The organism is Paracoccus contaminans (genome assembly GCF_002105555.1).
Lineage (GTDB): Bacteria > Pseudomonadota > Alphaproteobacteria > Rhodobacterales > Rhodobacteraceae > Paracoccus > Paracoccus contaminans.
In genome coordinates, this window is record NZ_CP020612.1 from 2,045,049 (window position 1) to 2,067,327 (window position 22,279).

The 22,279-nt window shown below is 69.4% G+C and carries 22 protein-coding genes and 1 pseudogene; 18 read left to right on the top strand and 5 right to left on the bottom strand.

What is annotated here, in order from left to right; translation table 11 throughout:
* Window positions 1-135: 135 nt before the first annotated feature.
* Together B0A89_RS09675 and B0A89_RS09680 are read right to left on the bottom strand one after the other, a co-directional pair.
* Window positions 136-1,911, bottom strand: coding sequence for an acyl-CoA dehydrogenase C-terminal domain-containing protein (locus B0A89_RS09675; RefSeq protein ID WP_085377969.1), 1,776 nt, complete (start codon window positions 1,909-1,911; stop codon window positions 136-138).
* Window positions 1,912-2,186: 275 nt separating this feature from the next.
* A complete protein-coding gene (locus tag B0A89_RS09680; RefSeq protein ID WP_085377970.1) occupies window positions 2,187-2,633 on the bottom strand; it encodes a MerR family transcriptional regulator in 447 nt (148 codons plus the stop codon).
* Between the two features lie 166 nt (window positions 2,634-2,799).
* Between B0A89_RS09680 and B0A89_RS09685 the strand changes: the two genes are divergently transcribed.
* The 3 genes from B0A89_RS09685 to B0A89_RS09695 are packed head-to-tail and all read left to right on the top strand — an operon-like array spanning window position 2,800 to window position 5,083.
* Complete coding sequence (locus B0A89_RS09685) at window positions 2,800-3,240, top strand: PaaI family thioesterase (protein ID WP_157115309.1); 441 nt, start codon at window positions 2,800-2,802, stop codon at window positions 3,238-3,240.
* The gene (locus B0A89_RS09690) at window positions 3,237-3,776 is read left to right on the top strand and encodes a PaaI family thioesterase (protein WP_085378876.1); all 540 of its coding nucleotides are present in this window, start codon (window positions 3,237-3,239) and stop codon (window positions 3,774-3,776) included. The genes B0A89_RS09685 and B0A89_RS09690 overlap by 4 nt, the downstream gene beginning before the upstream one ends.
* Entirely contained in the window at window positions 3,773-5,083 is a 1,311-nt protein-coding gene (locus tag B0A89_RS09695; RefSeq protein ID WP_240558502.1) for an MATE family efflux transporter, read from the top strand. Before B0A89_RS09690 ends, B0A89_RS09695 begins: the two co-directional genes overlap by 4 nt.
* A 96-nt stretch (window positions 5,084-5,179) precedes the next feature.
* Here B0A89_RS09695 and B0A89_RS09700 read toward each other — a convergent pair whose 3' ends face one another.
* Entirely contained in the window at window positions 5,180-5,494 is a 315-nt protein-coding gene (locus tag B0A89_RS09700; protein WP_085377973.1) for a DUF1476 domain-containing protein, read from the bottom strand.
* A 155-nt stretch (window positions 5,495-5,649) separates the two neighbouring features.
* Here B0A89_RS09700 and purC point away from each other — a divergent pair, with 155 nt between their 5' ends.
* From purC to lysM, 11 genes are all read left to right on the top strand, one after another.
* Window positions 5,650-6,408 carry a phosphoribosylaminoimidazolesuccinocarboxamide synthase gene (gene purC / locus B0A89_RS09705; RefSeq protein WP_085377974.1) on the top strand — a complete coding sequence of 253 codons (759 nt, stop codon included), beginning with the start codon at window positions 5,650-5,652 and terminating at the stop codon, window positions 6,406-6,408.
* 11 nt (window positions 6,409-6,419) lie between these two features.
* Window positions 6,420-6,659: a phosphoribosylformylglycinamidine synthase subunit PurS gene (purS, locus tag B0A89_RS09710; RefSeq protein WP_085377975.1), complete on the top strand. Its 240-nt coding sequence runs from the start codon at window positions 6,420-6,422 to the stop codon at window positions 6,657-6,659.
* A 97-nt stretch (window positions 6,660-6,756) separates the two neighbouring features.
* On the top strand, window positions 6,757-7,623 hold the full coding sequence (locus tag B0A89_RS09715; protein ID WP_085377976.1) for a LysR family transcriptional regulator: 867 nt from the start codon (window positions 6,757-6,759) through the stop codon (window positions 7,621-7,623).
* A gap of 96 nt (window positions 7,624-7,719) precedes the next feature.
* Window positions 7,720-8,241: a formate dehydrogenase subunit gamma gene (locus B0A89_RS09720; RefSeq protein ID WP_085377977.1), complete on the top strand. Its 522-nt coding sequence runs from the start codon at window positions 7,720-7,722 to the stop codon at window positions 8,239-8,241.
* Window positions 8,241-9,752, top strand: coding sequence for an NADH-ubiquinone oxidoreductase-F iron-sulfur binding region domain-containing protein (locus B0A89_RS09725; protein WP_085377978.1), 1,512 nt, complete (start codon window positions 8,241-8,243; stop codon window positions 9,750-9,752). The genes B0A89_RS09720 and B0A89_RS09725 overlap by 1 nt, the downstream gene beginning before the upstream one ends.
* Window positions 9,749-12,637 carry a formate dehydrogenase subunit alpha gene (gene fdhF, locus B0A89_RS09730; protein ID WP_085377979.1) on the top strand — a complete coding sequence of 963 codons (2,889 nt, stop codon included), beginning with the start codon at window positions 9,749-9,751 and terminating at the stop codon, window positions 12,635-12,637. Before B0A89_RS09725 ends, fdhF begins: the two co-directional genes overlap by 4 nt.
* Before the next feature lie 149 nt (window positions 12,638-12,786).
* Window positions 12,787-13,056 (top strand): hypothetical protein, encoded by a 270-nt coding sequence (locus tag B0A89_RS15330; protein ID WP_276207452.1) that lies wholly within the window; start codon window positions 12,787-12,789, stop codon window positions 13,054-13,056.
* Window positions 12,981-13,472, top strand: a complete 492-nt coding sequence (locus tag B0A89_RS09735; protein WP_276207417.1) for a formate dehydrogenase accessory sulfurtransferase FdhD — start codon at window positions 12,981-12,983, stop codon at window positions 13,470-13,472. The genes B0A89_RS15330 and B0A89_RS09735 overlap by 76 nt, the downstream gene beginning before the upstream one ends.
* Before the next feature lie 3 nt (window positions 13,473-13,475).
* On the top strand, window positions 13,476-13,775 hold the full coding sequence (locus tag B0A89_RS09740) for a formate dehydrogenase subunit delta (protein WP_085377980.1): 300 nt from the start codon (window positions 13,476-13,478) through the stop codon (window positions 13,773-13,775).
* 94 nt (window positions 13,776-13,869) lie between these two features.
* Window positions 13,870-16,143 carry a ribonuclease R gene (gene rnr, locus B0A89_RS09745; RefSeq protein ID WP_085377981.1) on the top strand — a complete coding sequence of 758 codons (2,274 nt, stop codon included), beginning with the start codon at window positions 13,870-13,872 and terminating at the stop codon, window positions 16,141-16,143.
* A gap of 63 nt (window positions 16,144-16,206) precedes the next feature.
* Entirely contained in the window at window positions 16,207-16,755 is a 549-nt protein-coding gene (gene lysM / locus B0A89_RS09750) for a peptidoglycan-binding protein LysM (protein ID WP_085377982.1), read from the top strand.
* A 63-nt stretch (window positions 16,756-16,818) separates the two neighbouring features.
* On the opposite strand, the gene B0A89_RS09755 is transcribed toward lysM, so the two are convergent.
* The gene (locus B0A89_RS09755; protein WP_085377983.1) at window positions 16,819-18,414 is read right to left on the bottom strand and encodes a phosphoenolpyruvate carboxykinase; all 1,596 of its coding nucleotides are present in this window, start codon (window positions 18,412-18,414) and stop codon (window positions 16,819-16,821) included.
* Window positions 18,415-18,549: 135 nt separating this feature from the next.
* Here B0A89_RS09755 and B0A89_RS09760 point away from each other — a divergent pair, with 135 nt between their 5' ends.
* The 4 genes and pseudogenes from B0A89_RS09760 to B0A89_RS09775 all read left to right on the top strand — a co-directional run bounded on the left by B0A89_RS09760 (window position 18,550) and on the right by B0A89_RS09775 (window position 20,757).
* Entirely contained in the window at window positions 18,550-18,963 is a 414-nt protein-coding gene (locus B0A89_RS09760; protein ID WP_085377984.1) for an HPr kinase/phosphorylase, read from the top strand.
* A gap of 13 nt (window positions 18,964-18,976) precedes the next feature.
* Window positions 18,977-19,942, top strand: coding sequence for an RNase adapter RapZ (rapZ, locus tag B0A89_RS09765; RefSeq protein WP_085377985.1), 966 nt, complete (start codon window positions 18,977-18,979; stop codon window positions 19,940-19,942).
* Between the two features lie 24 nt (window positions 19,943-19,966).
* Window positions 19,967-20,335 (top strand): annotated as a pseudogene (locus B0A89_RS09770) (PTS sugar transporter subunit IIA); the annotation flags it as partial.
* A gap of 143 nt (window positions 20,336-20,478) precedes the next feature.
* Window positions 20,479-20,757: an HPr family phosphocarrier protein gene (locus B0A89_RS09775; RefSeq protein ID WP_085377987.1), complete on the top strand. Its 279-nt coding sequence runs from the start codon at window positions 20,479-20,481 to the stop codon at window positions 20,755-20,757.
* A 10-nt stretch (window positions 20,758-20,767) separates the two neighbouring features.
* Here the strand turns inward: B0A89_RS09775 and B0A89_RS09780 are convergent, their stop codons facing one another.
* Window positions 20,768-22,138: a glutamate--cysteine ligase gene (locus B0A89_RS09780; RefSeq protein ID WP_085378877.1), complete on the bottom strand. Its 1,371-nt coding sequence runs from the start codon at window positions 22,136-22,138 to the stop codon at window positions 20,768-20,770.
* Window positions 22,139-22,279 lie beyond the last annotated feature (141 nt).

Here is a 22,279-nt window from a genome sequence, read left to right on the forward strand (position 1 = left end):
GATGGCCGCGCGCCTGTCCGGGGCCGCCCGGCGCACCGCGCCAGGCATTTCTTCTGCACGAAAATATCCCCGCCGGAGGCGCCGGAGCGGTGACGGCGGCGCCGCGCCGCGGCCCTGTCAGCCGCATGGCTCGCCTCAGAACCGGTCCGCGGCCAGCGCCATCACCGGGTCCGCGCCCGACCGGATGCGGGCCAGATGCGTGCCCGTCATCGGCAACTGCCGCTGCATGTAATAACGCCCCGTCGCCAGCTTGGTTTCCAGGAAATCGCGCTCGCCCGTGCCGCCGTCCAGCGCCGCCTGCGCTGCCGCCGCCATCCGCGCCCACATGAACCCCAGCGCCGCATGGCCGAACAGGTGCATGAAGTCAAAGGAACCCGCCAGCGCGTCGTCGGGGTTCTTCATGGCCCGTTCCATGAAGAACATCGCCGCCGCCTGCAGATCCTTCGACGCAGCCTTGAGCGGGTCGAGAAAGTCGCCCTTCAGCGCGGCATTGCCTTCGTTTTCCCTGATGAACGACTTGACCATGTCGAAGAAGGCCATGACATGCCGGCCCCCGTCCTGCGCCAGCTTGCGGCCCACCAGATCAAGCGCCTGCACGCCGTTCGCGCCCTCGTAGATCATCGCGATGCGGGCGTCGCGGACAAACTGCGACATCCCGTATTCCTCGATATAGCCGTGGCCGCCGAACACCTGCTGGGCCTGCACGGTGCCCTCGAAGCCCTTGTCGGTCAGGAAGCCCTTGATGACCGGGGTCAGCAGCGACACCAGCCCCTCGGCCGCCTCGTCGCCATGGCGGGCGCGGTCGATCAGATGCGCGGCCCAGAAGGCCAGGGCGCGCGCCCCTTCAAGGAAGGATTTCTGATCCATCAGCGCCCGCCGGATGTCGGGATGCACGATCAGCGGGTCGGCCGGGCCGGCAGGGTTCTGTGCCCCGGTCACGGCGCGGCCCTGCAGGCGCTCTTTCGCATAGAGGACGGCGTTCTGATAGGCCGCCTCGGCCACCGCATAGCCCTGCAGGCCGACACCCAGCCGCGCCTCGTTCATCATGGTGAACATGGCGCGCATGCCCTTGTGCAGATCGCCCAGCAGCCAGCCGCGCGCCCCGTCGAAATTCATCACGCAGGTCGCGTTGCCATGGATGCCCATCTTGTGTTCCAGCGCGCCCACCGACACGCTGTTGCGCGCGCCAAGGCTGCCATCGGGGTTCACCAGGAACTTGGGGACGATGAACAGGCTGATGCCGCGCGTGCCCTCGCCCCCGCCCGGCGCCTTGGCAAGGACCAGGTGGATGACGTTGTCCGACAGGTCGTGATCGCCCGCCGAGATGAAGATCTTCTGCCCCGACAGCAGATAGCTGCCATCCTCCTGCGGCTCGGCGCGGGTGCGCAGCATGCCTAGGTCGGTGCCGCAATGCGGCTCGGTCAGGTTCATGGTGCCGGTCCATTCGCAGGCGACCATCTTGGGCAGATAGGTCCGCTTCTGCTCGTCGGTGCCATGGGCGTGGATCGCCGAATAGGCGCCATGGGTCAGGCCCTGATACATGTTGAAGGCCATGTTGGCGGCCACGAACATCTCGCCCGTGGCAAGGCCCAGCACATAGGGCATCCCCTGGCCGCCATAATCGGGATCGCAGTCAAGGCCCGTCCAGCCGCCATCCTTCATCGCCTGAAAGGCGGCCCAGAATCCCGAAGGGGTGCGCACGATGCCGTTTTCCAGCACGCAGCCCTCGCGGTCGCCCACCGCGTTCAGCGGGGCCAGCACGTCGCGCGCCAGCGCCCCGGCGGCGTCAAGGATGGCCTGTGTGAACGCGCGATCCAGATCGGCATGGCCGGGCAGGTCAGCATCCGAAAGGCGCAGCACATCGTGCAGCAGGAACTGCATGTCGCGGGTGGGGGCGTGATACTGGGTCATGATCGTCCTTGCGGCTGAAGTTTCCGGGCGGCCGGATCGCAAATGAGGGACCGGCTGTCACCGGCAGGGGCCGCGGCAGCATCGCGTCAGGCCCGGCGCGCAGCATCCGCGCCGCCCTGGCTGCCCGCCTCGCCCCCTGCCTGCTGCGGTCATCGACGGGGATTATAGGCTGCCGCCCGCGCACGGCACGTGGAACGCTGCGTCATGGGGCAGGGCAAGGCCGCCGCTGCCCTGGTCGGCCGGCCCGCCCCGGCGCTAGCGGCCGGGGCGATCTGTCAGGGCGCCCGGCCGGGCGGGATGTCCGGCCCCGCCGCGGGCTGCGGGGTGGCGGGGGCATCGGTGCCGGGCATGGCCGCGATCAGCCCCAGCGTTTCGTCGCGCAACGCCCTCAGCTCGTTCATCGCCGCCTCGATCTCGTCGCGCTGGGCGGCCAGTACATCAAGCTGGCGCGTGGCGTTGTCGACCCAGACCTCATACTGGGCGCGGGTGCCCTGCTGCTGATAGATCAGCAGCCACTGGCGGATATCCTCAAGCGAAAAGCCAAAGCGCCGCCCGCGCATGATCAGCGTCATGCGGGCAATCTCGCGCGGGCCATACCAGCGCGCCCGCCCCTCGCGCCGCGGGCTGAGCAGCTCGATGTATTCGTAATAGCGCAGCGTGCGGGGCGTGACCTGAAAGCGGGCGCACATCGCCTTGAAGCTGATGTAGGAACCCTCCTGCATCCTCGTCCTCCTGCTTGTGCCCCGAGGCAAAGCCTAACGAGGGGGGCGGGCGATCTCAACTGCCAGGCGCGGGCGCTTGCGCGGGCGGGCGGGGCGTTGCACTGATCGGGCAGGGCGGCTGTGCGGCGCCGCCCGCAGGCAGGGCAGACCAGCGATGGAGGACGGCATGGCCGGCGAGCAGGGCGAGGATCGGGCGCTGGTCCGGCACATGCTGGATGCGCTGCCCCATGCGCGGGCCTTGGGGATGAGGCTGGTCGATGTCGCCGCCGGCGCGGTCGAGATCGAGATGCCCTGGCGGGCCGATCTGGTCGGCGATCCACGCAGCGGTGTCCTGCATGGCGGCGTGGTGTCGGCGCTGATGGATACCTGCTGCGGGGCTGCGGTGATCGTCCATCCCAAGGGATCGCGGACCACGGCGACGCTCGATCTGCGGATCGACTATCTGCGCTCGGCCGTGCCGGGGCAGGCTGTCCGGGCACGGGCGGAATGTTTTCACGTCACCCGCTCGGTCGCCTTTGTCAGGGCCGTGGCCCGCGACAGCGCCGAGGAGAGCGGGCCGCCCGTGGCGATCGCCACCGGCGCCTTCACCATCGAGGAGCGGCCATGACGCCTGCTGACGCGCCGGCCCAGGGCATCCAGGCGCGGCGCGATGATGCGCTTGCCGGCCTTGTCGCTGCCATTCCCTATGCCGCCTGGCTGGGGATCGGCCTTGACCGGCGGGGCGACGAGCTGACGGCGATCATGCGCTATGACCACCGCCTGATCGGCAATCCGGCCTTGCCTGCGCTGCATGGGGGCGCGATCGCCGCCTTTCTTGAAACCACCGCGATCATCGAACTGACCTGGGCGGGGCTGTGGGCGCAGATGGAAACCCTGCCTGCATCCGGCGCGGCAGAGACACGGGCCGAGGCGGGGGCCAAGATGGATGAGGGGGCAGCGGCCTTGCCGCGGCTGCCCAAGACCATCGACTTTTCCGTGGATTTCCTGCGCGCGGGCCTGGCGCGCGACGCCTATGCCCGTGCCAGTGTGGTGCGCCAGGGGCGGCGCTATGCCAGCGTCCATGTCGAGGCATGGCAGGACAACCGCGCCCGGCCCTTCGCGCAGGCGACGGGCCATTTCCTGATGCCCGGGCCGGCCCGGTGACGGGCAAGGGGCCGGCGCTGTCCAGCAGGCGGGTGCTGGCGATCGCCGGGCCGATCGTGCTGTCGAACGCGACCATTCCCCTGCTGGGGGCCGTCGATACCGGGGTGATCGGCCGGATGGGCGCGGCCGCGCCCATCGGGGCGGTCGGTGTCGGCGCCGTGATCCTGAGCGCGCTTTACTGGATCTTCGGCTTTCTGCGGATGGGCACATCGGGGCTGGTGGCGCAAAGCCGCGGCGCGGGCGAGCAGGCGCAGGCGGGCGCGCATCTTGTCCGCGCCCTGGCGCTGGGCCTGGGGGCGGGGGCGGTGCTGGTCGCCCTGCAGGGGCCGCTGCTTGCGGCGGCCTTCCGCCTTGCCCCCGCATCGGCCGAGGTCGAGGCGCTGGCGCGGCAGTATCTGGGCCTGCGCATCTGGGGCGCGCCGCTGACGATCGGAATGTATGCCCTGACCGGATGGATGATCGCGGCCGAGCGCACCCGCGCCATCCTGGCCGTGCAACTGCTCGTCAATGTCGTGAACATCGCGCTTGACCTGTGGCTGGTGCTGGGCCTGGGGCTGGGCGTGCGGGGCGTTGCGGCCGCCACCCTTGCGGCCGAAACCTGCGGCTTTGCCCTGGCGCTGTGGCTCGCGCGCGGCGCGCTGCGCGAGGGGGCGGCGGCGGGCGGGCTGTGGGCGCGGGGCGCGTTGGGGCGGATGGCGGGGGTCAATGCCGACATCATGATCCGGTCGGTCCTGCTGCAGGGCAGCTTTACCACCTTTGTTTTCCTGGGCGCGGGGCAGGGCGACGTGACGCTGGCCGCCAATCAGGTGCTGATGCAGTTCCTGCAAATCACGGCCTATGCGCTGGACGGCTTTGCCTTTGCCGCCGAATCGCTGGTCGGGCAGGCGGTGGGCGCGCAGCGGCCAGACGCCGTGCGGCGGGCGGCGGTGCTGACGGGCCTTTGGGGCGCGGCGGGGGCCGTGCTGCTGGCGGGCGTCTTTGCCGCGGCAGGGGGCGCCATCATCGACCTGCTGACCAGCGCCGAGGCCGTGCGGCAGGCCGCGCGGCTGCACCTGCCCTGGCTGGTCCTTGCGCCGCTGGTCGGGGTCGCGGCCTGGATGCTCGACGGCATCTTCATCGGCGCCACCCGCACGCGCGAGATGCGCCGGGCCATGGCCCTGTCGGTCGCGCTTTACGCCGGGGCCTTGGCGGTGCTGCCTCGGCTTTTCGGCAATGACGGGCTATGGGCCGCGCTGATGGTGCTGAACGCGGCGCGGGGGGCGGCGATGGCGGCGCTTTATCCCCGCGTCGAACGCGCCGCCGCCTGACGGGCGCCGCCCGGCAGAAGGCCAGCAGGGAAGGGGGGGCAGCCTGCGCAGCAGGGGCCGGTGCGCCCAGCCCACCCTGCCGGCCGCCGGCCTGCCTCAGCCCTCGTCGGCGACCTGCCGGCGGGCCTCGGCGCGCAGCTCGGCCATCTTGGCGCGGATCGTGGCCTCGTCGGCCTTGCCGGCCAGATCGCCGCTGATCTTGCGGAACACGTCGTCCTCGCCCGGCTCCTCGAAATCCGAGGTCACGACGGTCAGCGCATAGGTGCGCGCCTCGTCGCCCGTCTTGCCCAGCAGCGCCGCGGCCCATTCGCCCAGCAGGCGGTTGCGCCGCGCCTCGGCCTTGAAGCGCAGATCGGCGTCATGTGCGAACTTCGTCTCGTAGGACCGTTCGCGGTCGTCGAAAGTGGTCATCACAGGCTCCGGCTTGGATCGTTGGCGGTGGTATGCCCGCCCCGCACCCGTCCCGCAAGCCCCGTGTCGGCGCGGGCGCCGTATTGCCCCTCTGGCGGGTTCGGGGATAAAGGGGACGCGATTCCCCTGACCTTGCCCAGACGAAAGGCGCGACCATGGCCCCCAGGCGCAAGAAGATCTATGAAGGCAAGGCCAAGATCCTGTACGAGGGAACCGAGCCGGGCACCCTGATCCAGTATTTCAAGGATGACGCCACCGCCTTTAACGCCCAGAAGAAGGCGGTGATCGAGGGCAAGGGCGTGCTGAACAACCGCCTGTCGGAATATTTCATGCAGGGCCTGGGCAATATCGGCGTGCCCACCCATTTCATCCGCCGCATCAACATGCGCGAGCAGCTGATCCGCCAGGTCGAGATCATCCCGCTCGAGGTGATCGTGCGCAACTTTGCCGCCGGTTCGCTGTCCAAGCGCCTGGGGATGGAGGAAGGCACCCAGCTGCCCCGGCCGATCGTCGAATACAGCTTCAAGAATGACGAGCTGGGCGATCCGATGGTGTCCGAGGAATACATCATCGCCTTCGGCTGGGCGTCCCAGCAGGACATGGACGACATCGTCAGCCTGGCGCTGCGCGTCAACGACTTCCTGTCGGGCGTGTTCTACGGCGTCGGGATCAAGCTGGTCGATTTCAAGATCGAGATCGGCCGGATCTGGGACGGGGATTTCATGCGCCTGGTGGTCGCCGACGAGATCAGCCCCGACAGCTGCCGGCTGTGGGACACCAAGACCGGGCAGAAGCTGGACAAGGACGTGTTCCGCCGCGACCTGGGCAACCTGACCGACGCCTATACCGAGGTGGCGCGCCGGCTGGGCGTCATGCCTGCGGCCGCGCCCGTCAAGCCGACGCTCATCAACTGAAAGGCCGATCCATGAAAGCCCGCGTCACCGTCATGCTGAAGAACGGCGTTCTCGACCCCCAGGGCGAGGCGATCCGCCATGCGCTGGGCGGCCTGGGGTTTTCGGGGGTGAACGGGGTGCGGCAGGGCAAGGTGATCGAACTCGACCTGGCCGCCGCCGACCGCGCCGCTGCCGAGGCCGAGGTCGGGCGCATGTGCGAGCAGCTTCTGGCCAACACGGTCATCGAAAGCTGGCGGGTCGAGATCCTCTGACCGCGCGGGGCCGCCGCCCCGGCCGGGCCGGGCCGCCGCCCCCGCATGCGGCAACGGGCGGGCCTTGCCTGACAGGCGGGCCGGCGGGGCGGGGGCGATGATCGACCGGCTCAACGCCTTCATGGTCCTGGCGCGAGAGCAGCATTTCGGGCGCGCCGCCGCGGCGCTGGGGATCACGCAGCCGTCGCTGTCCTCGTCGCTTCGCGCGCTCGAGGATCAGCTGGGCGTCCAGCTTGTCCGGCGCGGCTCGCGCTTTGGCGGGCTGACACCCGAGGGTGAACGGGTGCTTGACTGGGCGCGGCGGATCGTGGGCGATGCGCGCGCCATGCAGGCCGAGATGCGCGCCTTGCGGCAGGGCGTCACGGGCCGGCTGCGGATCGGGGTGATCCCCACCGCGATGCCGCGCATCGCCGAACTGACCGCGCCGTTCCTGGCCCGCCACCCGGCAACCTCGGTCGCGATCCTGTCGCGCTCGTCCGACGAGATCCGCGACCAGATCGCGGCGCTGGAACTGGATGCAGGCGTAACCTATCTGGATGCCGAGCCGCTGGGCCGCGTGCAGGCGCTGGCGCTCTACCGCGAAACCTATTGCCTGGTCGATCGCGGCGCGTCCGGCTCTGGCCCGGTGCCCTGGGCCGAGGCGGGCGCGCGCCCGCTGTGCCTGCTGACCCCCGACATGCAGAACCGCCGCATCATCGCGCGCCATCTGGCCGAGGCGGGCCTGGGACATGCCCCGCGGGTGGAATCGACCTCGATGCTGGCGATCCTGTCGCATGTGGCGACGGGCGAATGGGCCGCGATCCTGCCGCAGGCGCTGGCCCAGGGCGTGCCGCTGCCCGACGGGGTCGGCTGGCGGCCCATCGCGGGCCTGGAAGGGCCGATGGTCGGGCTGGTCGTCCCCGCGCGCGAGCCGCATCCCCCGCCCATAGCCGCCCTGATCGAGGCGGCGCATCGGCGTTCGTGATAGACAGGGCCTATCGACTGACGAGGCTTTGGGATTGATCGGGCTATTGCGCCCGTGCCAATGCTGAAGGCCAGACAGCCCGGATTTGTCCCAGCCATGAAGCCTGCGCCCCCCGATCCAGTGCCGCTGCGCCCGAATGCGCCGCCCGTCCCCCCGCTTGATCCGGCCCGTGCCGAGCGGCTGGATGACATCATCGCCCGCCATGCCGGGCAGGAAGGGCCGCTGCTGCCGATCCTGCATGAGGTGCAGGCCGAATGGGGCATGATCCCCGAGGCGGCCCAGCCGGTGATCGCCCGCGCCCTCGGCCTTGCCCGTGCCGAGGTGCATGGCGTCGTCAGCTTCTATCACGATTTCCGCGAGGCGCCGGCGGGGCGCCATGTGCTGCGCATCTGCCGGGCAGAGGCATGCCAGGCGATGGGGGCCGATGCGCTGGCCGCCCGGGTGCAGGCGGCGTTGGGGCTGGATTGGCACGCAACGACGCCGGACGGGCGGCTGACGCTGGAGCCGGTGTTCTGCCTGGGGCTGTGCGCCTGCGCGCCGGCCGCGCAGATGGGGGATCGGCTGGTCGGCCGCGCCACGCCCGAGCGGCTGGTCACCCTGGCGGGCGAGGCGCGCTGATGCGGATCTGGGTTCCCGCCGACGCCGCCGCCCGCGCCCTGGGCGCCGACGAGGTTGCCGCGGCGGTCAATGCCGCGGGCATCCGCCCGATCCGCAACGGCTCGCGCGGGATGATCTGGCTCGAGCCGCTGCTCGAGATCGAGATCGGGGGCAGGCGCCACGGCTTTGGCCCGGTGGCGGCGGCGGATGTGCCCTCGATCCTCGCCGCGCCGGAGGGCCATCCGCTCGCGCTCGGTCCGGTGGATGATCTGCCCTGGATGCGGGCGCAGACGCGGCTGACCTTTGCCCGCGTGGGCGTGATCGACCCGCTGTCGCTGGACGATTACCAGGCGCATGGGGGGCTGGCGGGGCTGCGCGCGGCGCTGGCCGATCCGGCGGCCGTGGTGCAGACCGTCACCGATGCGGGGCTGCGCGGCCGCGGCGGGGCGGGCTTTCCGACCGGTCTCAAATGGGCGACCGTCGCGCGCGCGCCTGCCGATCGCAAATACATCGTCTGCAATGCCGACGAGGGCGACAGCGGCACCTTTGCCGACCGCATGCTGATGGAGGGCGACCCCTTCGCCCTGATCGAGGGCATGGCCATCGCCGCCATCGCCGTGGGCGCCGCGCAGGGCTATGTCTATGTGCGCAGCGAATATCCCCACGCGATCCGGGCGATGGAGCGCGCCATCACCGCCGCCCGCGGCGCGGGCGTGCTGGGCGGATCGGTCCTCGGCAGCGCGCATGCCTTCGACATGGAACTGCGGGTCGGCGCCGGCGCCTATGTCTGCGGCGAGGAAACCAGCCTGCTCAACAGCCTTGAGGGCAAGCGCGGCATCGTGCGGGCCAAGCCGCCGATCCCGGCGCTCGAAGGGCTGTTCGGCAGGCCCACGGTCGTCAACAACGTGCTGTCGCTGGCCACCGTGCCCTGGATCATGGCGAACGGGGCGGCGGCCTATGCCGCGCATGGCATGGGCCGCTCGCGCGGGACGATGCCGCTCCAGATCGCGGGCAATGTCCGGCATGGGGGGCTGTGCGAGGTGCCCTTCGGCCTGACGCTGGGGCAGATCGTCGACGAGATCGCCGGCGGCACGGCCAGCGGCCGCCCCGTCAAGGCGGTGCAGGTGGGCGGCCCGCTGGGCGCCTATTTCCCGCGCAGCCTGTTCGACACCCCATTCGGCTATGAGGAGTTCGCCGGCCAGGGCGGCCTTGTCGGCCATGCCGGGATCGTCCTGTTCGACGACAGCGCCGACATGCTGCCGCTGGCCCGCTTTGCGATGGAGTTCTGCGCCATCGAATCCTGCGGCAAATGCACCCCCTGCCGCATCGGCTCGACCCGCGGCGTCGAAACCATCGACCGCATCGCGGCGGGCGACAGGGATGCCATCCCGATCCTGGCCGATCTGTGCAACACGATGAAATGGGGCAGCCTCTGCGCGCTGGGCGGCTTTGCGCCCTATCCGGTCATGTCGGCCCTGACCCATTTCCCCGAGGATTTCACCGGCAAACCCCGGATGGAGGCTGCGGAATGAAGGACTTCGTCATCCCCCCGAAGGACTGGACCCGCGACATGGGCACGCCCGCATCCCGTGCGGACGTGGCGGTAACGCTGACGGTGGACGGCATCCCCGTCACCGTCCCCGCCGGCACCAGCGTCATGCGCGCCGCGGCCGAGGCCGGGATCACTGTTCCCAAGCTGTGCGCGACCGATCATGTCAGCGCCTTCGGCTCGTGCCGGCTGTGCGTGATGCAGATCGACGGGATGCGCGGCACGCCCGCGTCCTGCACCACGCCCGTGGCCGAAGGGATGATCGTCCACACCCAGACCGAGGATGTCGCGCGCATCCGCCGCGGCGTGATGGAGCTGTATATCAGTGACCATCCGCTCGACTGCCTGACCTGCGCGGCCAATGGCGATTGCGAGCTGCAGGACATGGCCGGCGCCGTGGGCCTGCGCGAGGTCCGCTATGAGCCGGGCAAGAACCATTTCCTGCGCCGCGAGCATGGCGAGCCGAACCCGGAATGGCGCCCCAAGGATCAGACCAACCCTTATTTCACCTTTGATCCGGCGAAATGCATCGTCTGCTCGCGCTGCGTGCGGGCCTGCGAGGAGGTGCAGGGCACCTTTGCCCTGACGATTGAGGGGCGCGGCTTTGACAGCCGCGTCAGCGCCGGGATCGCATCCGACAGCTTCCTGTCATCCGACTGCGTCAGCTGCGGCGCCTGCGTGCAGGTCTGCCCGACCGCGACACTGCAGGAAAACCGCCAGATCGAGATCGGCACCCCCGAGCGCATCGTGAAAACAACCTGCGCCTATTGCGGGGTGGGCTGTTCCTTCGACGCGCACATGCGCGGCGAGACGGTCGTCAAGATGGTGCCCAGCAAGGACGGCAAGGCCAATCGCGGCCATTCCTGCGTCAAGGGCCGCTTTGCCTGGGGCTATGCCACCCATGCCGAACGCATCCTGAACCCGATGATCCGCGAGGATTTCCGCGACCCCTGGCGCGTGGTTAGCTGGGACGAGGCGATCGGCTTTGCCGCACGCCGCCTGCGCGAGACGCAGGCCAGCCACGGGCGCGAATCGGTCGGCGTCATCACCTCGTCGCGCTGCACGAACGAGGAAACCTATCTGGTGCAGAAGCTCGCCCGCGCGGTCTTTGGCAACAACAACACCGATACCTGCGCGCGCGTCTGCCATTCGCCCACCGGCTATGGGCTGAAGGCGACCTTCGGCACCTCGGCGGGCACGCATGATTTCGATTCCGTCGAGGAAACCGACCTGGCCCTGGTGATCGGCGCCAACCCGACCGACGGGCATCCCGTCTTTGGCTCGCGCCTGCGCCGCCGCCTGCGCGAGGGGGCGGGGCTGATCGTCGTCGATCCCCGCCGCATCGACCTGCTGGACACGGTGCACCTGAACCGCTCGTGGCACCTGCCGTTGCTGCCGGGCACCAATGTCGCGGTGCTGACGGCCATGGCGCATGTGATCGTGGCCGAGGGGCTGGAGAATGAGGCCTTCATCCGCGCGCGCTGCGACTGGGACGAGTTCCTGGCCTATCGCGCCTTTCTGCTGGACCCGCGCCATTCGCCCGAGGAGGTCGAGCGCGTCAGCCATGTTCCGGCCGAGCAGATCCGGCAGGCCGCGCGCGCCTATGCCGGCGCCCCCCGCGCCAGCATCTATTACGGCCTGGGCGTGACCGAACATTCCCAAGGGTCAACCACCGTTATGGCGATCGCCAACCTGGCGATGCTGACCGGCAATATCGGCAGGCCGGGCACGGGGGTGAACCCGCTGCGCGGGCAGAACAACGTCCAGGGCTCATGCGACATGGGATCGTTCCCGCACGAGTTTCCGGGCTATCGCCACGTCACCGACACCCAGACGCGCGCGCTTTACGAGCGGGTCTGGGGCGTGCCCCTGTCGGACGAGCCTGGGCTGCGCATCCCCAACATGTTCGACGCCGCGACGCAGGGCACCTTCAAGGGGCTGTATTGCCAGGGCGAGGATGTCCTGCAATCCGACCCCGACACCAGCCATGTGCAATCGGCGCTGGCGAGCCTCGACATCCTGATCGTCCATGACCTGTTCCTGAACGAGACGTCGAACTACGCCCATGTCTTCCTGCCCGGCTCGACCTTCCTGGAAAAGGACGGCACCTTCACCAATGCCGAGCGGCGGATCAACATGGTGCGCCGCGCCATGTCGCCGCTGAACGGCCATGCCGACTGGGAGATCACGGTGATGCTGGCCAATGCCATGGGCGCGGGCTGGCAATACGGCCATCCCGCGCAGATCATGGACGAGATCGCAATGACCACGCCCAGCTTTGCCGGCGTCAGCTATGACCTGCTGGACCGCGAGGGATCGGTGCAGTGGCCCTGCAACGCCCAGGCGCCCCTGGGCACGCCGCTGATGCATGTGGACGGCTTCGTGCGCGGGCGCGGCAGGTTCATCCATACCGAATATGTCGCCTCCGAGGAACGCACCGGCGGGCGCTATCCGCTGCTGCTGACGACGGGGCGGACGCTGACGCAATACAATGTCGGCGCGCAGACCCGCCGCACCGACAACACCTTGTGGCACGAGGAAGACCTGCTCGAGATCCATCCCCATGACGCCGAAAACCGGGGTGTGCGCGAGGGCGACATGGTGCGCGTGGCCAGCCGGGCAGGGGACACGACGCTGCGCGCGCGGATCACCGAGCGGGTGGCGCCGGGCGTGGTCTATACCACCTTCCACCACCCCAATACGCAGGCCAACGTGGTCACGACCGACAATTCCGACTGGGCGACCAACTGCCCCGAATTCAAGGTGACCGCCGTGCAGGTCAGCCCGTCCAACGGCCCCAGCGAATGGCAGGAGCAGTACCGCGCCCATGCCGAGCTGGCGCGCCGCATCCTGCCCGCGGCCGAGTGAGCGGCCCGTCCCCGCCCGCCGCGCAGTCCGCCGCAGGCGCGGGCGCGGTCCGCCGCTGGCAGGGCGGCGGCTGGTCCGACGCGCCAGCCGCCCCCCCGGCGGAGGCGGCGGTCGCCATCGTCATCGACGGCAGCAGCCAGGCCGTCCTGATGGCGACCCCGCATGAGCTGGATGATTTCGCCGTCGGCTTTGCCCTGACCGAAGGGCTGATCGGGGGGGCGCCGATGTCTCGGCGGTCGAGATCGTCCCGGTCGCGGCCCCGCTGCCCGGCCTTGCCGCGATCGAGGCGCGGCTGTGGCTGCGACCCGGCCTGGCCGCCCCGCTGGCCGAGCGGCGGCGCAGCATGCTGGGGCCGGTCGGCTGCGGCCTGTGCGGGGTGGACAGCATCGCCGCGGCGCTGCCGCCCGTGGTGCAGGTGACATCCGGCCTGCGCCTGACGCCCGGCGATGTCGGGGCGGCGATGGCGGCGCTGGCGCAGGGCCAGCTGCGCTGGCGCGAGACGCCGGCCATCCATGCCGCCGGCCTGTGGACCCCCGCCGGCGCACTGGTGCGCGAGGATGTGGGCCGGCACAACGCGCTGGACAAGCTGGCCGGGGCCGTGGCCCGTTCGGTGCCTGCCCCCGATCCCGGCATGGCCGCGGTGGTCATGACCTCGCGCCTGTCGGTCGATCTGGTGCAGAAGACGGCCCGGCTGGGTGCGCCGGTGCTGATCGGCGCGGGCGTGCCGACGGGGCTGGCGATCGCCTGGGCGGATGCGGCCGGGATCACCCTGATCGGCCGCGCACGGGGCGACGGCTTTGACCTTTTCACCCATCCGCAGCGGATCGAGGGCTGAGCCATGTCGGAAATCTCGGAACACACCCCGGACGAAAAGCTGCTGCGCATGGCCGCGCAGATCGCGGCCTTCTTCCGCAGCCAGCCCGGCGAGCCGCCCGAGGTGGCGCTGGCAGGGCACATCAACGATTTCTGGGGCTATCGGATGCGCATCGACTATCTGGCGCTCGTCCAGGCGGGCATAGTCACCGATCCGGTCCTGCGGGCCGCCGCGCCGCTGATCCGCCTGCCGGGCGAGCCGACCGAAGGGGTTGCGCCCAACGATCCCTTTACCCACATGAACGAGGCCGAGGCGGAAAGCTGACCCCGGCCGCCGCGGCTGCGCACCGCGGGAAGGACGCCGCGCCTGTCGTCCGTTCACTCTGCCGTCCGTGCGCCGGGCGTGATAGCCTGGGATCATGACACCTTTCCCCACCCGCCAGCAGATCCTCGACTGGATCGCCGAAAACCCCGACGCGACCGCCAAACGCGACATCGCCAAGGCCTTCAACATCAAGGGCAGCGCCCGGATCGAGCTGAAGCGCCTGCTCAAGGAACTGGAGGCCGAGGGCGCGGTCGAGCGCCGCCGCCGCAGCTATCAGGGCCCCGAGCGGCTGCCGCCCGTGACCGTGGTCGAGATCCTGCCGCCGGACGCCGATGGCGATCTGTTCGCGCGCCCGCTGGAATGGCAGGGCACCGCGCCGATGCCGCGCATCCTGTTCGCGCCGCGCAAGGCCGATCCGGCCGTTGCGCCGGGCGAACGGGTGCTGGTTCGCCTCGTCCCGGCCGAGGGCGAGGATCACCACTATCAGGCGCGTCTGATGCGGCGGATCGGGATTGCCGTTCACCGTGTCGTCGGCATCTTCCGCAAGGCGGCCGAGGGCGGGCGCATCCTGCCCATCGACAAGGGCGCCGACCGGCAATGGCAGGTTCGCGCCGACGCCACGCTCGATGCGCAGGACGGCGAGCTGGTCGAGGCCGAGCAGGTCGGCTCGCGCAACCGGCCGGGTCTTGCGCAGGCCCGCATCATCGAACGGCTGGGCGATCCGTCGGCCCCGCGCGCGGTCAGCCTGATCGCGATCCACCAGCACGGCATCCCCGACGATTTCCCCGACGCGGTGATCGCCGAGGCGGACGCCCAGCGCCCCGCCCCCATGGATGGGCGCGAGGATCTGCGCCGCCTGCCGCTGGTCACCATCGACCCGGCCGATGCCCGCGATCACGACGACGCCGTGGCGGCGATGCCCGACGACGATCCGCGCAATCCCGGCGGCATGGTCATCTGGGTCGCCATCGCCGATGTCGCCCATTACGTCCGCCCCCAGTCTGCGCTGGACCGCGAGGCGCGCCATCGGGGCAACTCGACCTATTTCCCCGACCGCGTGGTGCCGATGCTGCCCGACGTGCTGTCGGGCGATCTGTGTTCGCTGCACGAGGGCGTGGACCGCCCGGTTATCGCGGTGCGGATGCGGCTGGACGCGCAGGGCAACAAGATCGGCCATGATTTCCACCGCGGGATGATGAACAGCCTCGCCTCGCTGTCCTATGAACAGGCGCAGGCTGCGCAGGACGGGGCGCCTGACGAGGTGACCGGGCCGCTGATGGACAGCGTGATCGGCCCACTGTTTGCCGCCTATGACCTGCTCAGGGCGGCACGGGCGCGGCGGCAGCCGCTGGAGCTGGACCTGCCCGAGCGGCGCATCGAGCTGACCCCCGAGGGGCGGGTGAAATCCGTCGCCTTCCGCGACCGCTTCGACGCGCATCGGCTGATCGAGGAGTTCATGGTCCTGGCCAATGTCGCGGCCGCCGAGGAACTGATCCGCCTGCGCCGCCCGCTGCTGTTCCGCGTGCATGAGGAGCCAAGCCCCGAAAAGCTGAACGCGCTGCGCGACGTGGCCGAGGCCTCGGGCTTTGCCCTGGCCAAGGGGCAGGTGCTGCAACCGGCGCAGCTGAACCGCCTGCTGGCGCAGGCGCAGGGCACCGATTTCGACGAGCTTATCAACGTCAGCACCCTGCGCTCGATGACGCAGGCCTATTACAATGCGCAGAACTTCGGCCATTTCGGTCTGGCGCTGAAGAACTATGCCCATTTCACCTCGCCCATCCGCCGCTATTCCGACCTGATCGTGCACCGGGCGCTGATCGCGGCCCATGGCTGGGGCGGCGGAAAGGCCGGAAAGACCGACGGGCTCTCGGCGCAGGACATCGAGATGCTCGATGAAACAGCCCAGAAGATCAGCGACACCGAACGGCGCAGCATGGCGGCCGAACGGGACACCACCGATCGTTATCTTGCTGCCTATCTGGCCGACCGGGTCGGGTCCGAATTCACGGGCCGCGTCTCGGGCGTCCAGCGATTTGGCGCCTTTGTCAGGCTGGACGAGACGGGCGCGGACGGGCTGCTGCCGATCCGCGAGATCGGGCGCGAATATTTCCATTTCGACCGCGATGCCCAGACGCTGGTGGGCGCCGATACGGGGACGACGATTGGCATCGGCCAGCGGGTGACGGTGCGCCTGGCCGAGGCGATCCCGACCACGGGCGGGCTGGTGCTGGAGCTGGTCGAGCTGGACGGGCGCAGCATGGCGCAGGGCGCGCGCCCGCGGCGCGGCAAGGCCCCGCGGCGGCGCGACGCCCAGTCGGCCAAGGCCGGCGAAGCACGCGCCCGCAAGCTGCGGCGCATCCGCAAATAAGGGGGCGGAACCCTTTTTCGATCAAGGGGTTGCTAAGGGGAAAGCAATCGAAAGGATCAGGCAATGGGTTTGTGGGATTTCGTGAAAGAGGCCGGCAAGTCGGTGTTCGGCGAGGCCGAGGCAGCAGAACCCAAGATGCAGCCGGCGCCGACTGCCGGGGCCGCGCCTGCCCCTGCGCCCCAAGCTGCGCCCCAAGCTGCGCCCCAGGCCCCTGCGCATGACGCCGACACCCAGCGCAAGCTGGACGCCCTGAATGCCGAGGTGAAGGCCATCGGCCTGGATGCCAGCAAGGTCCGCCTCTATCTGACGGGCGACATGGTGCGCATCGAGAACAAGGGCGCCGACCGCGAGACGATGGAAAAGCTGATCCTGGCGGTCGGCAACATCAAGGGCATCGCCAAGGTCGAGGCCGACCTGCCGCCCGCGCCCGCCGGCGCTGCTGCGCAGCCCGTGTTCCATACCGTCCAGAAGGGCGAGACACTGTCGGCCATCGCCAAGCACCATCTGGGCGATGCAAACCGTTACCGCGAGATCTTCGAGGCGAACCGCCCGATGCTGTCGGACCCCGACAAGATCTATCCCGGCCAATCCCTGCGCATCCCCGTGAAGTAAGGGAAGGGCCGGAACGACAAAGGCCCGCCGGATGGGCGGGCCTTTTCTCGTGCAGGGCAGCGGTCAGATCGCCGCGTCGCGTACCGCTTGATCCACCTTGCCTTCGAACTTGCGGAAGTTGTCGCGGAACATGCCCTTGAGCTTTTCGGCCTGCGCGTCATAGGCCGCCCCGTCCGTCCAGGTCTGCCGCGGGTCGAGCAGCGTGCTGTCCACCCCCGGAACCGAGACCGGCACCTCAAAGCCGAAATTCGGGTCGCGCCTGAACGAGACATCGTTCAGCGATCCGTCCAGCGCCGCTGTCAGCAGCGCGCGGGTGGCCTTGATGGGCATGCGCTTGCCCGTGCCGAACGGCCCGCCGGTCCAGCCGGTGTTGACCAGCCAGCAGGTCGCGCCCGATGCCTCGATCCGTTCGGCCAGCAGCTTGCCGTATTCCTCTGGCCGGCGGGGCATGAAGGGCGCGCCGAAGCAGGTCGAGAAGGTCGGCTGCGGCTCGGTGACGCCGACCTCGGTTCCCGGCGTCTTGGAGGTGAAGCCCGACAGGAAGTGATACATCGCCTGTTCCGGCGTCAGGCGGCTGATCGGCGGCATGACGCCATAGGCGTCCGAGGTCAGCATGATGACGTTGCGCGGCTGTCCGGCCAGCCCGGTGGGCGAGGCGTTCGAGATCGCCTCCAACGGATAGGCGCAGCGCATGTTCTCGGTGATCGAGCTGTCGGTGAAGTCCAGCTCAAGCGTGTCGGGGTGATAGACCATGTTCTCGATCACCGTGCCGAAGCGGGTGGTGGTCGCGAAGATCTCGGGCTCTGCCTCGGGCGACAGGTTGATCGTCTTGGCATAGCAGCCGCCTTCGAAGTTGAAGGTGCCCTTGTCCGACCAGCCGTGTTCGTCATCCCCGATCAGCGTGCGCGAGGGGTCCTGCGACAGCGTGGTCTTGCCGGTCCCCGACAGGCCGAAGAACACCGCCACGTCATCGGGGTTGCCGATCGCATGGTTGGCCGAGCAGTGCATCGGCATGACCCCGCGTTCGGGCAGGATATAGTTCAGCAGGGTGAAGACGCCCTTCTTGTTCTCGCCCGAATATTCGGTGTTGGCGATCAGGATCAGCTTCTTGTCGAAGTGAAAGGCGATCACCGTGTCGGTGCGGCAGCCGTGGCGCTGGGGATCGGCCTTGAAGGAGGGGCAGTTGATGACCGTCCACTGGGGGGTAAAGGCCGCCAGCTCGTCCGCCTCGGGGCGGCGCAGCAGGTGGCGGATGAACAGGTTGTGCCAGGCCAGTTCGCTGACCACGCGCACGTCAAGGCGCTGGTCGGGATCGGCGCCGGCATACAGATCCTGCACGAAATAGTCGCGGCCCTTCATGTGGTCCAGCATGTCGGCATGCAGGCGGTCGAAGGCCTCCGGCTCCATCGCGGCGTTGTTGTCCCACCAGATCTTCGCATCCACGGACGGGGTGCGCACGATGTGCTTGTCCTTGGGCGAGCGGCCGGTCTTGGCGCCGGTGGTCACGAGAAAGGCGCCGCCCTTGCCCAGATGCCCTTCGCCGCGCCGGATCGCCGCCTCGATCAGGGCAGGTTCCAGCAGGTTGTAATGGACCTCGCCCAGCCCCGTGATACCCTGGTTCTCAAGCTTGCAATTAGGGTTGACGCGGGTCTGTGACATGCCGGAACTCCATCATGGGCGGGTCGTCTTGGGGTGCTATACGCATGACGGCGCGATGACGAAAGACGATGAAAAGGACAGGTTAGCGCAACCACCGGCCTTTAGCGTTACCAAACGCCTTTGTGTGCCCCTCAGGTGAGCAGCCTTCACGCCAGCGCGGTCTGTCTTGGGGGGCGCGCCTTGCTGATCCTCGGCCCGCCGGGCGCCGGCAAGTCGGCGCTGGCGCTGCGCATGATGGCGCTGGGGGCCGGGCTGATTGCCGATGACCGTGTTCTCGTGCGCCGCGCCGGGGGGCATCTGGTCGCCGCCTGTCCCCCGCCGCTGGTAGGGCTGATCGAGGCGCGGGGCGTCGGCATCCTGCGCGCCGATCCCGCCGGGCCCGCGCCCGTCGCCCTTGCCGTCGATCTGGGCCGGGCAGAGCCTGACCGCCTGCCGCCGTTTCGCAACACTGTCCTTTATGGCATCCCCGTGCCCCTTGTGCTGGGGCCGCTGCGTCCGCATCTTGGTGAGGCGCTGCGCCAGATGCTGCTGTCGGGCCGCGCTGCCTGAGTGAGGGACCGGGGTGAACGCCGACCGTTCTGCCAGCCAAGCGCCAGAACCCTGCCGCGAGCCGGACGCCCAGCGGCTGGTTCTGGTCACCGGCCCGTCGGGGGCGGGCCGGTCGACGGCGATTCATGTGCTCGAGGATCTGGGCTTCGAGGCGATCGACAACCTGCCCCTGTCGCTTGTCCCGCGCCTGCTGGACGGGCCCGCGCGGCCGGCGCCCCTGGCCCTGGGGCTGGACGTGCGCAACCGCGATTTTTCGGCCGCCAATGTGATCGAGCTGATCGATGCGCTGACGCGCGATCCGCGCTTTGCGCCCGAGGTGCTGTTTCTCGACTGCGCGTCCGACACGCTGGTGCGCCGCTATGCGGAAACCCGCCGCCGCCATCCGCTGGCCGAGGACGGATCGCCCAGCGATGCGATCCGGGCCGAGCGTGATCTGCTGGTGCCGATCCGGGCGCGGGCCGAGGTTCTGGTGGACACGACCGATCTCAGCCCTCATGACCTGCGGGCGGAACTGGCGCGGGTCTTTGACCTGCGGTCAGGCAAGGCGATGTCGGTATCGGTGCAGAGCTTCAGCTACAAGCGCGGGGTGCCGCGGGGGCTGGACATGATGTTCGACTGCCGCTTTCTGGCCAATCCGCACTGGGTCGCGGGGCTGCGCGCGCTGGACGGGCGCGATGGGGCCGTGCGGGCGCATGTGACCGCAGACCCCCGCTTTGCCGCCTTCTTCGAGCGGGTGCGCGATCTGATCCTGTTCCTGCTGCCCGCGCAGGTCGATGAGGGCAAGGCCCATCTGGCAATCGGGTTCGGCTGCACCGGCGGGCAGCATCGTTCGGTCACGCTGGCGGAAATGATGGCCGACTCGCTTGCGCAAGAGGGCTGGCAGGTGTCAAAACGGCACAGGGAACTGGAACGTCATCACGCAGGGCCGGGACAGGCCGGGCCGGGCCCGGCCGCGGCGCAGACCGAAAAGGTGGCGTGACGTGCCCCTCATGATGGAGCTGAGTTGATCGGTATCGTTATCGTCGGACATGGCGGGCTCGCACGCGAATACCTCGCTGCGGTTGAACACGTCGTGGGTCCGCAGCAGGGCATTCTCGCCGTCACCATCGAGGAAGATCACGACCGCGCCGCCAAAAGCGAGGAGATCTGCCGCGCCGTCAGCGAGGTGGACACGGGCGACGGCGTGGTGATCGTGACCGACATCTTCGGCGGATCGCCCTCGAACCTGTCGATGCCCGCCTGCCTGCGGCAGGAACGCCGCATCCTCTATGGCGCCAACCTGCCCATGCTGGTCAAGCTGGCCAAGCTGCGTCACCTGGATGTCGGCACCGCCGCCGAACTGGCGGCCGAGGCGGGGCGCAAGTATATCGACTGTTATGCCCCGGCCGGGACCGCGCCCCAGGACGCTGCATCCCGCGACGCCCCGGCCCGCGACACGCCGCCGCGGGACGCAGCCATGCGCGAGGCATCCTCGCGGGAAGCCGCGCCCAAGGGTGCCCTGCGCAGGGCCGCTTCGTGACGGACAGATGCACCCGCACGCTGCGGATCATCAATGAAAAGGGGCTGCATGCCCGCGCCTCTGCGCGGTTCGTTGAAACCGTGGAACGGTTCGATGCCCAGGCGCTGGTCGAAAAGGACGGCGAGACGGTGGCGGGCAATTCCATCATGGGTCTGCTGATGCTGGTCGCGCCGCGCGGCAGCACGATCACCGTGACCACCTCCGGCCCGCAGGCCGGGCAGTTGATGGATGCGCTCGACGCGCTGCTGGCCGATTATTTCGGCGAGGGCAGCTAGCCGCGCCGGGTCAATAGGCGCAGTCCGCATAGATGCGGCCCAGATTGCCCTGCCATTCGCCCCCGAACTTGGCCAGCAGCTCGTCGGCCAGCGTTTCGCCGCGTTCGACCCGTTCGCGCAGGACGGCCAGATAGGCCGTCTCGTCGCCCGCGCCCTGCCCGGGGGCATGATGGCCGCGCGCCGCCAGCCCGGCCTCGGCCAGGGTCAGCGTCTCGCGCGCAAGGTCGATCAGCCGCAGCCCGTCATGTTCCCCGGCCAGCCCGTCGCGGGCGGCGGCACGGCGCAGCCCCTCGCGCGTCTCATGCGTCCAGCCGCGGGTCAGCTCGCTTGCGGCGTCCAGCGCGCCCTGGTCATAGCACAGCCCCACCCACAGCGCCGGCAGCGCCGTCAGATGGGACAGGGGGCCGCAATCGGCGCCGCGCATCTCGATGTATTTCTTGACCCGCGCCTCGGGGAACACGGTGGTCATGTGGTCGGCCCAGTCCGACAGGGTCGGCAGTTCCCCCGGCAGCGCGGGCAGGCGACCATTCATGAAATCGCGGAAGGATTGCCCCAGCGCGTCGATGTACCGTCCGTCCCGATAGACAAAATACATCGGGACATCAATAACATAGTCAACCCATGCCTCGTATCCGAAGCCGTCCTCGAACACGAAGGGCAGCATGCCCGTGCGCGCCGCATCAAGATTTTGCCAGATATGGGCGCGCCAGGATTTCATCCCGTTGGGCCGCCCGTCCAGGAAGGGCGAGGAGGCCATCAGCGCCGTCGCCACCGGCTGCAGCGACAGCGCCACGCGCAGCTTCTGCACCATGTCCGCCTCGGACCCATAGTCGAGGTTCACCTGCACGGTGCAGGTGCGATACATCATCTGCGTGCCCAGCGTGCCGACCTTTTCCATATAGGGGGTCATCAGCGCATAGCGGCCCTTGGGCATCATGGGCATCTGGTCCTGCCGCCAGACCGGCGCGGCGCCCAGCCCCATGAAGCCCGCGCCCATCGGGCCGGCGATCTCGGCCACCTCGGCCAGGTGCTGCACCGTTTCGGCATGCGTCTGGTGCAGCGTTTCCAGCGGCGCGCCCGACAGTTCGAGCTGTCCGCCCGGTTCGAGGCTGACATTGGCGCCGTCCCGCGACAGGCCGATCAGCCGGCCCCCCTCGCGCAGCTCGGTCCAGCCGAAACGGTCGCGCAGCCCCTCCAGCATCGCGCGGATCGAACAGGGGCCGTCATAGGGCAGGGGCTCCAGCCTTGCCCAGTCAAAGCCGAACTTCTCATGCTCGGTCCCGATGCGCCAGCCGGCGCGGGGCTTTTCGCCCGAGGCGATGTATTCGGCCAGCTGTTCGCGCCGTTCGATCGGGCCGCCGCCCTGCTGGGGAATGGACATCTGGTGCCTTTCGATCACGTGTGCGCGACAGGTGAAGCGGCGCCGGGCCATAGTCAAGCACCACCGAAGGCGGAGGGCCTGCTTGCCCGGACGCGCGCGAAGTGCGACAGGCTGGCCCCGACCGGACAACCCAGCGGAGCA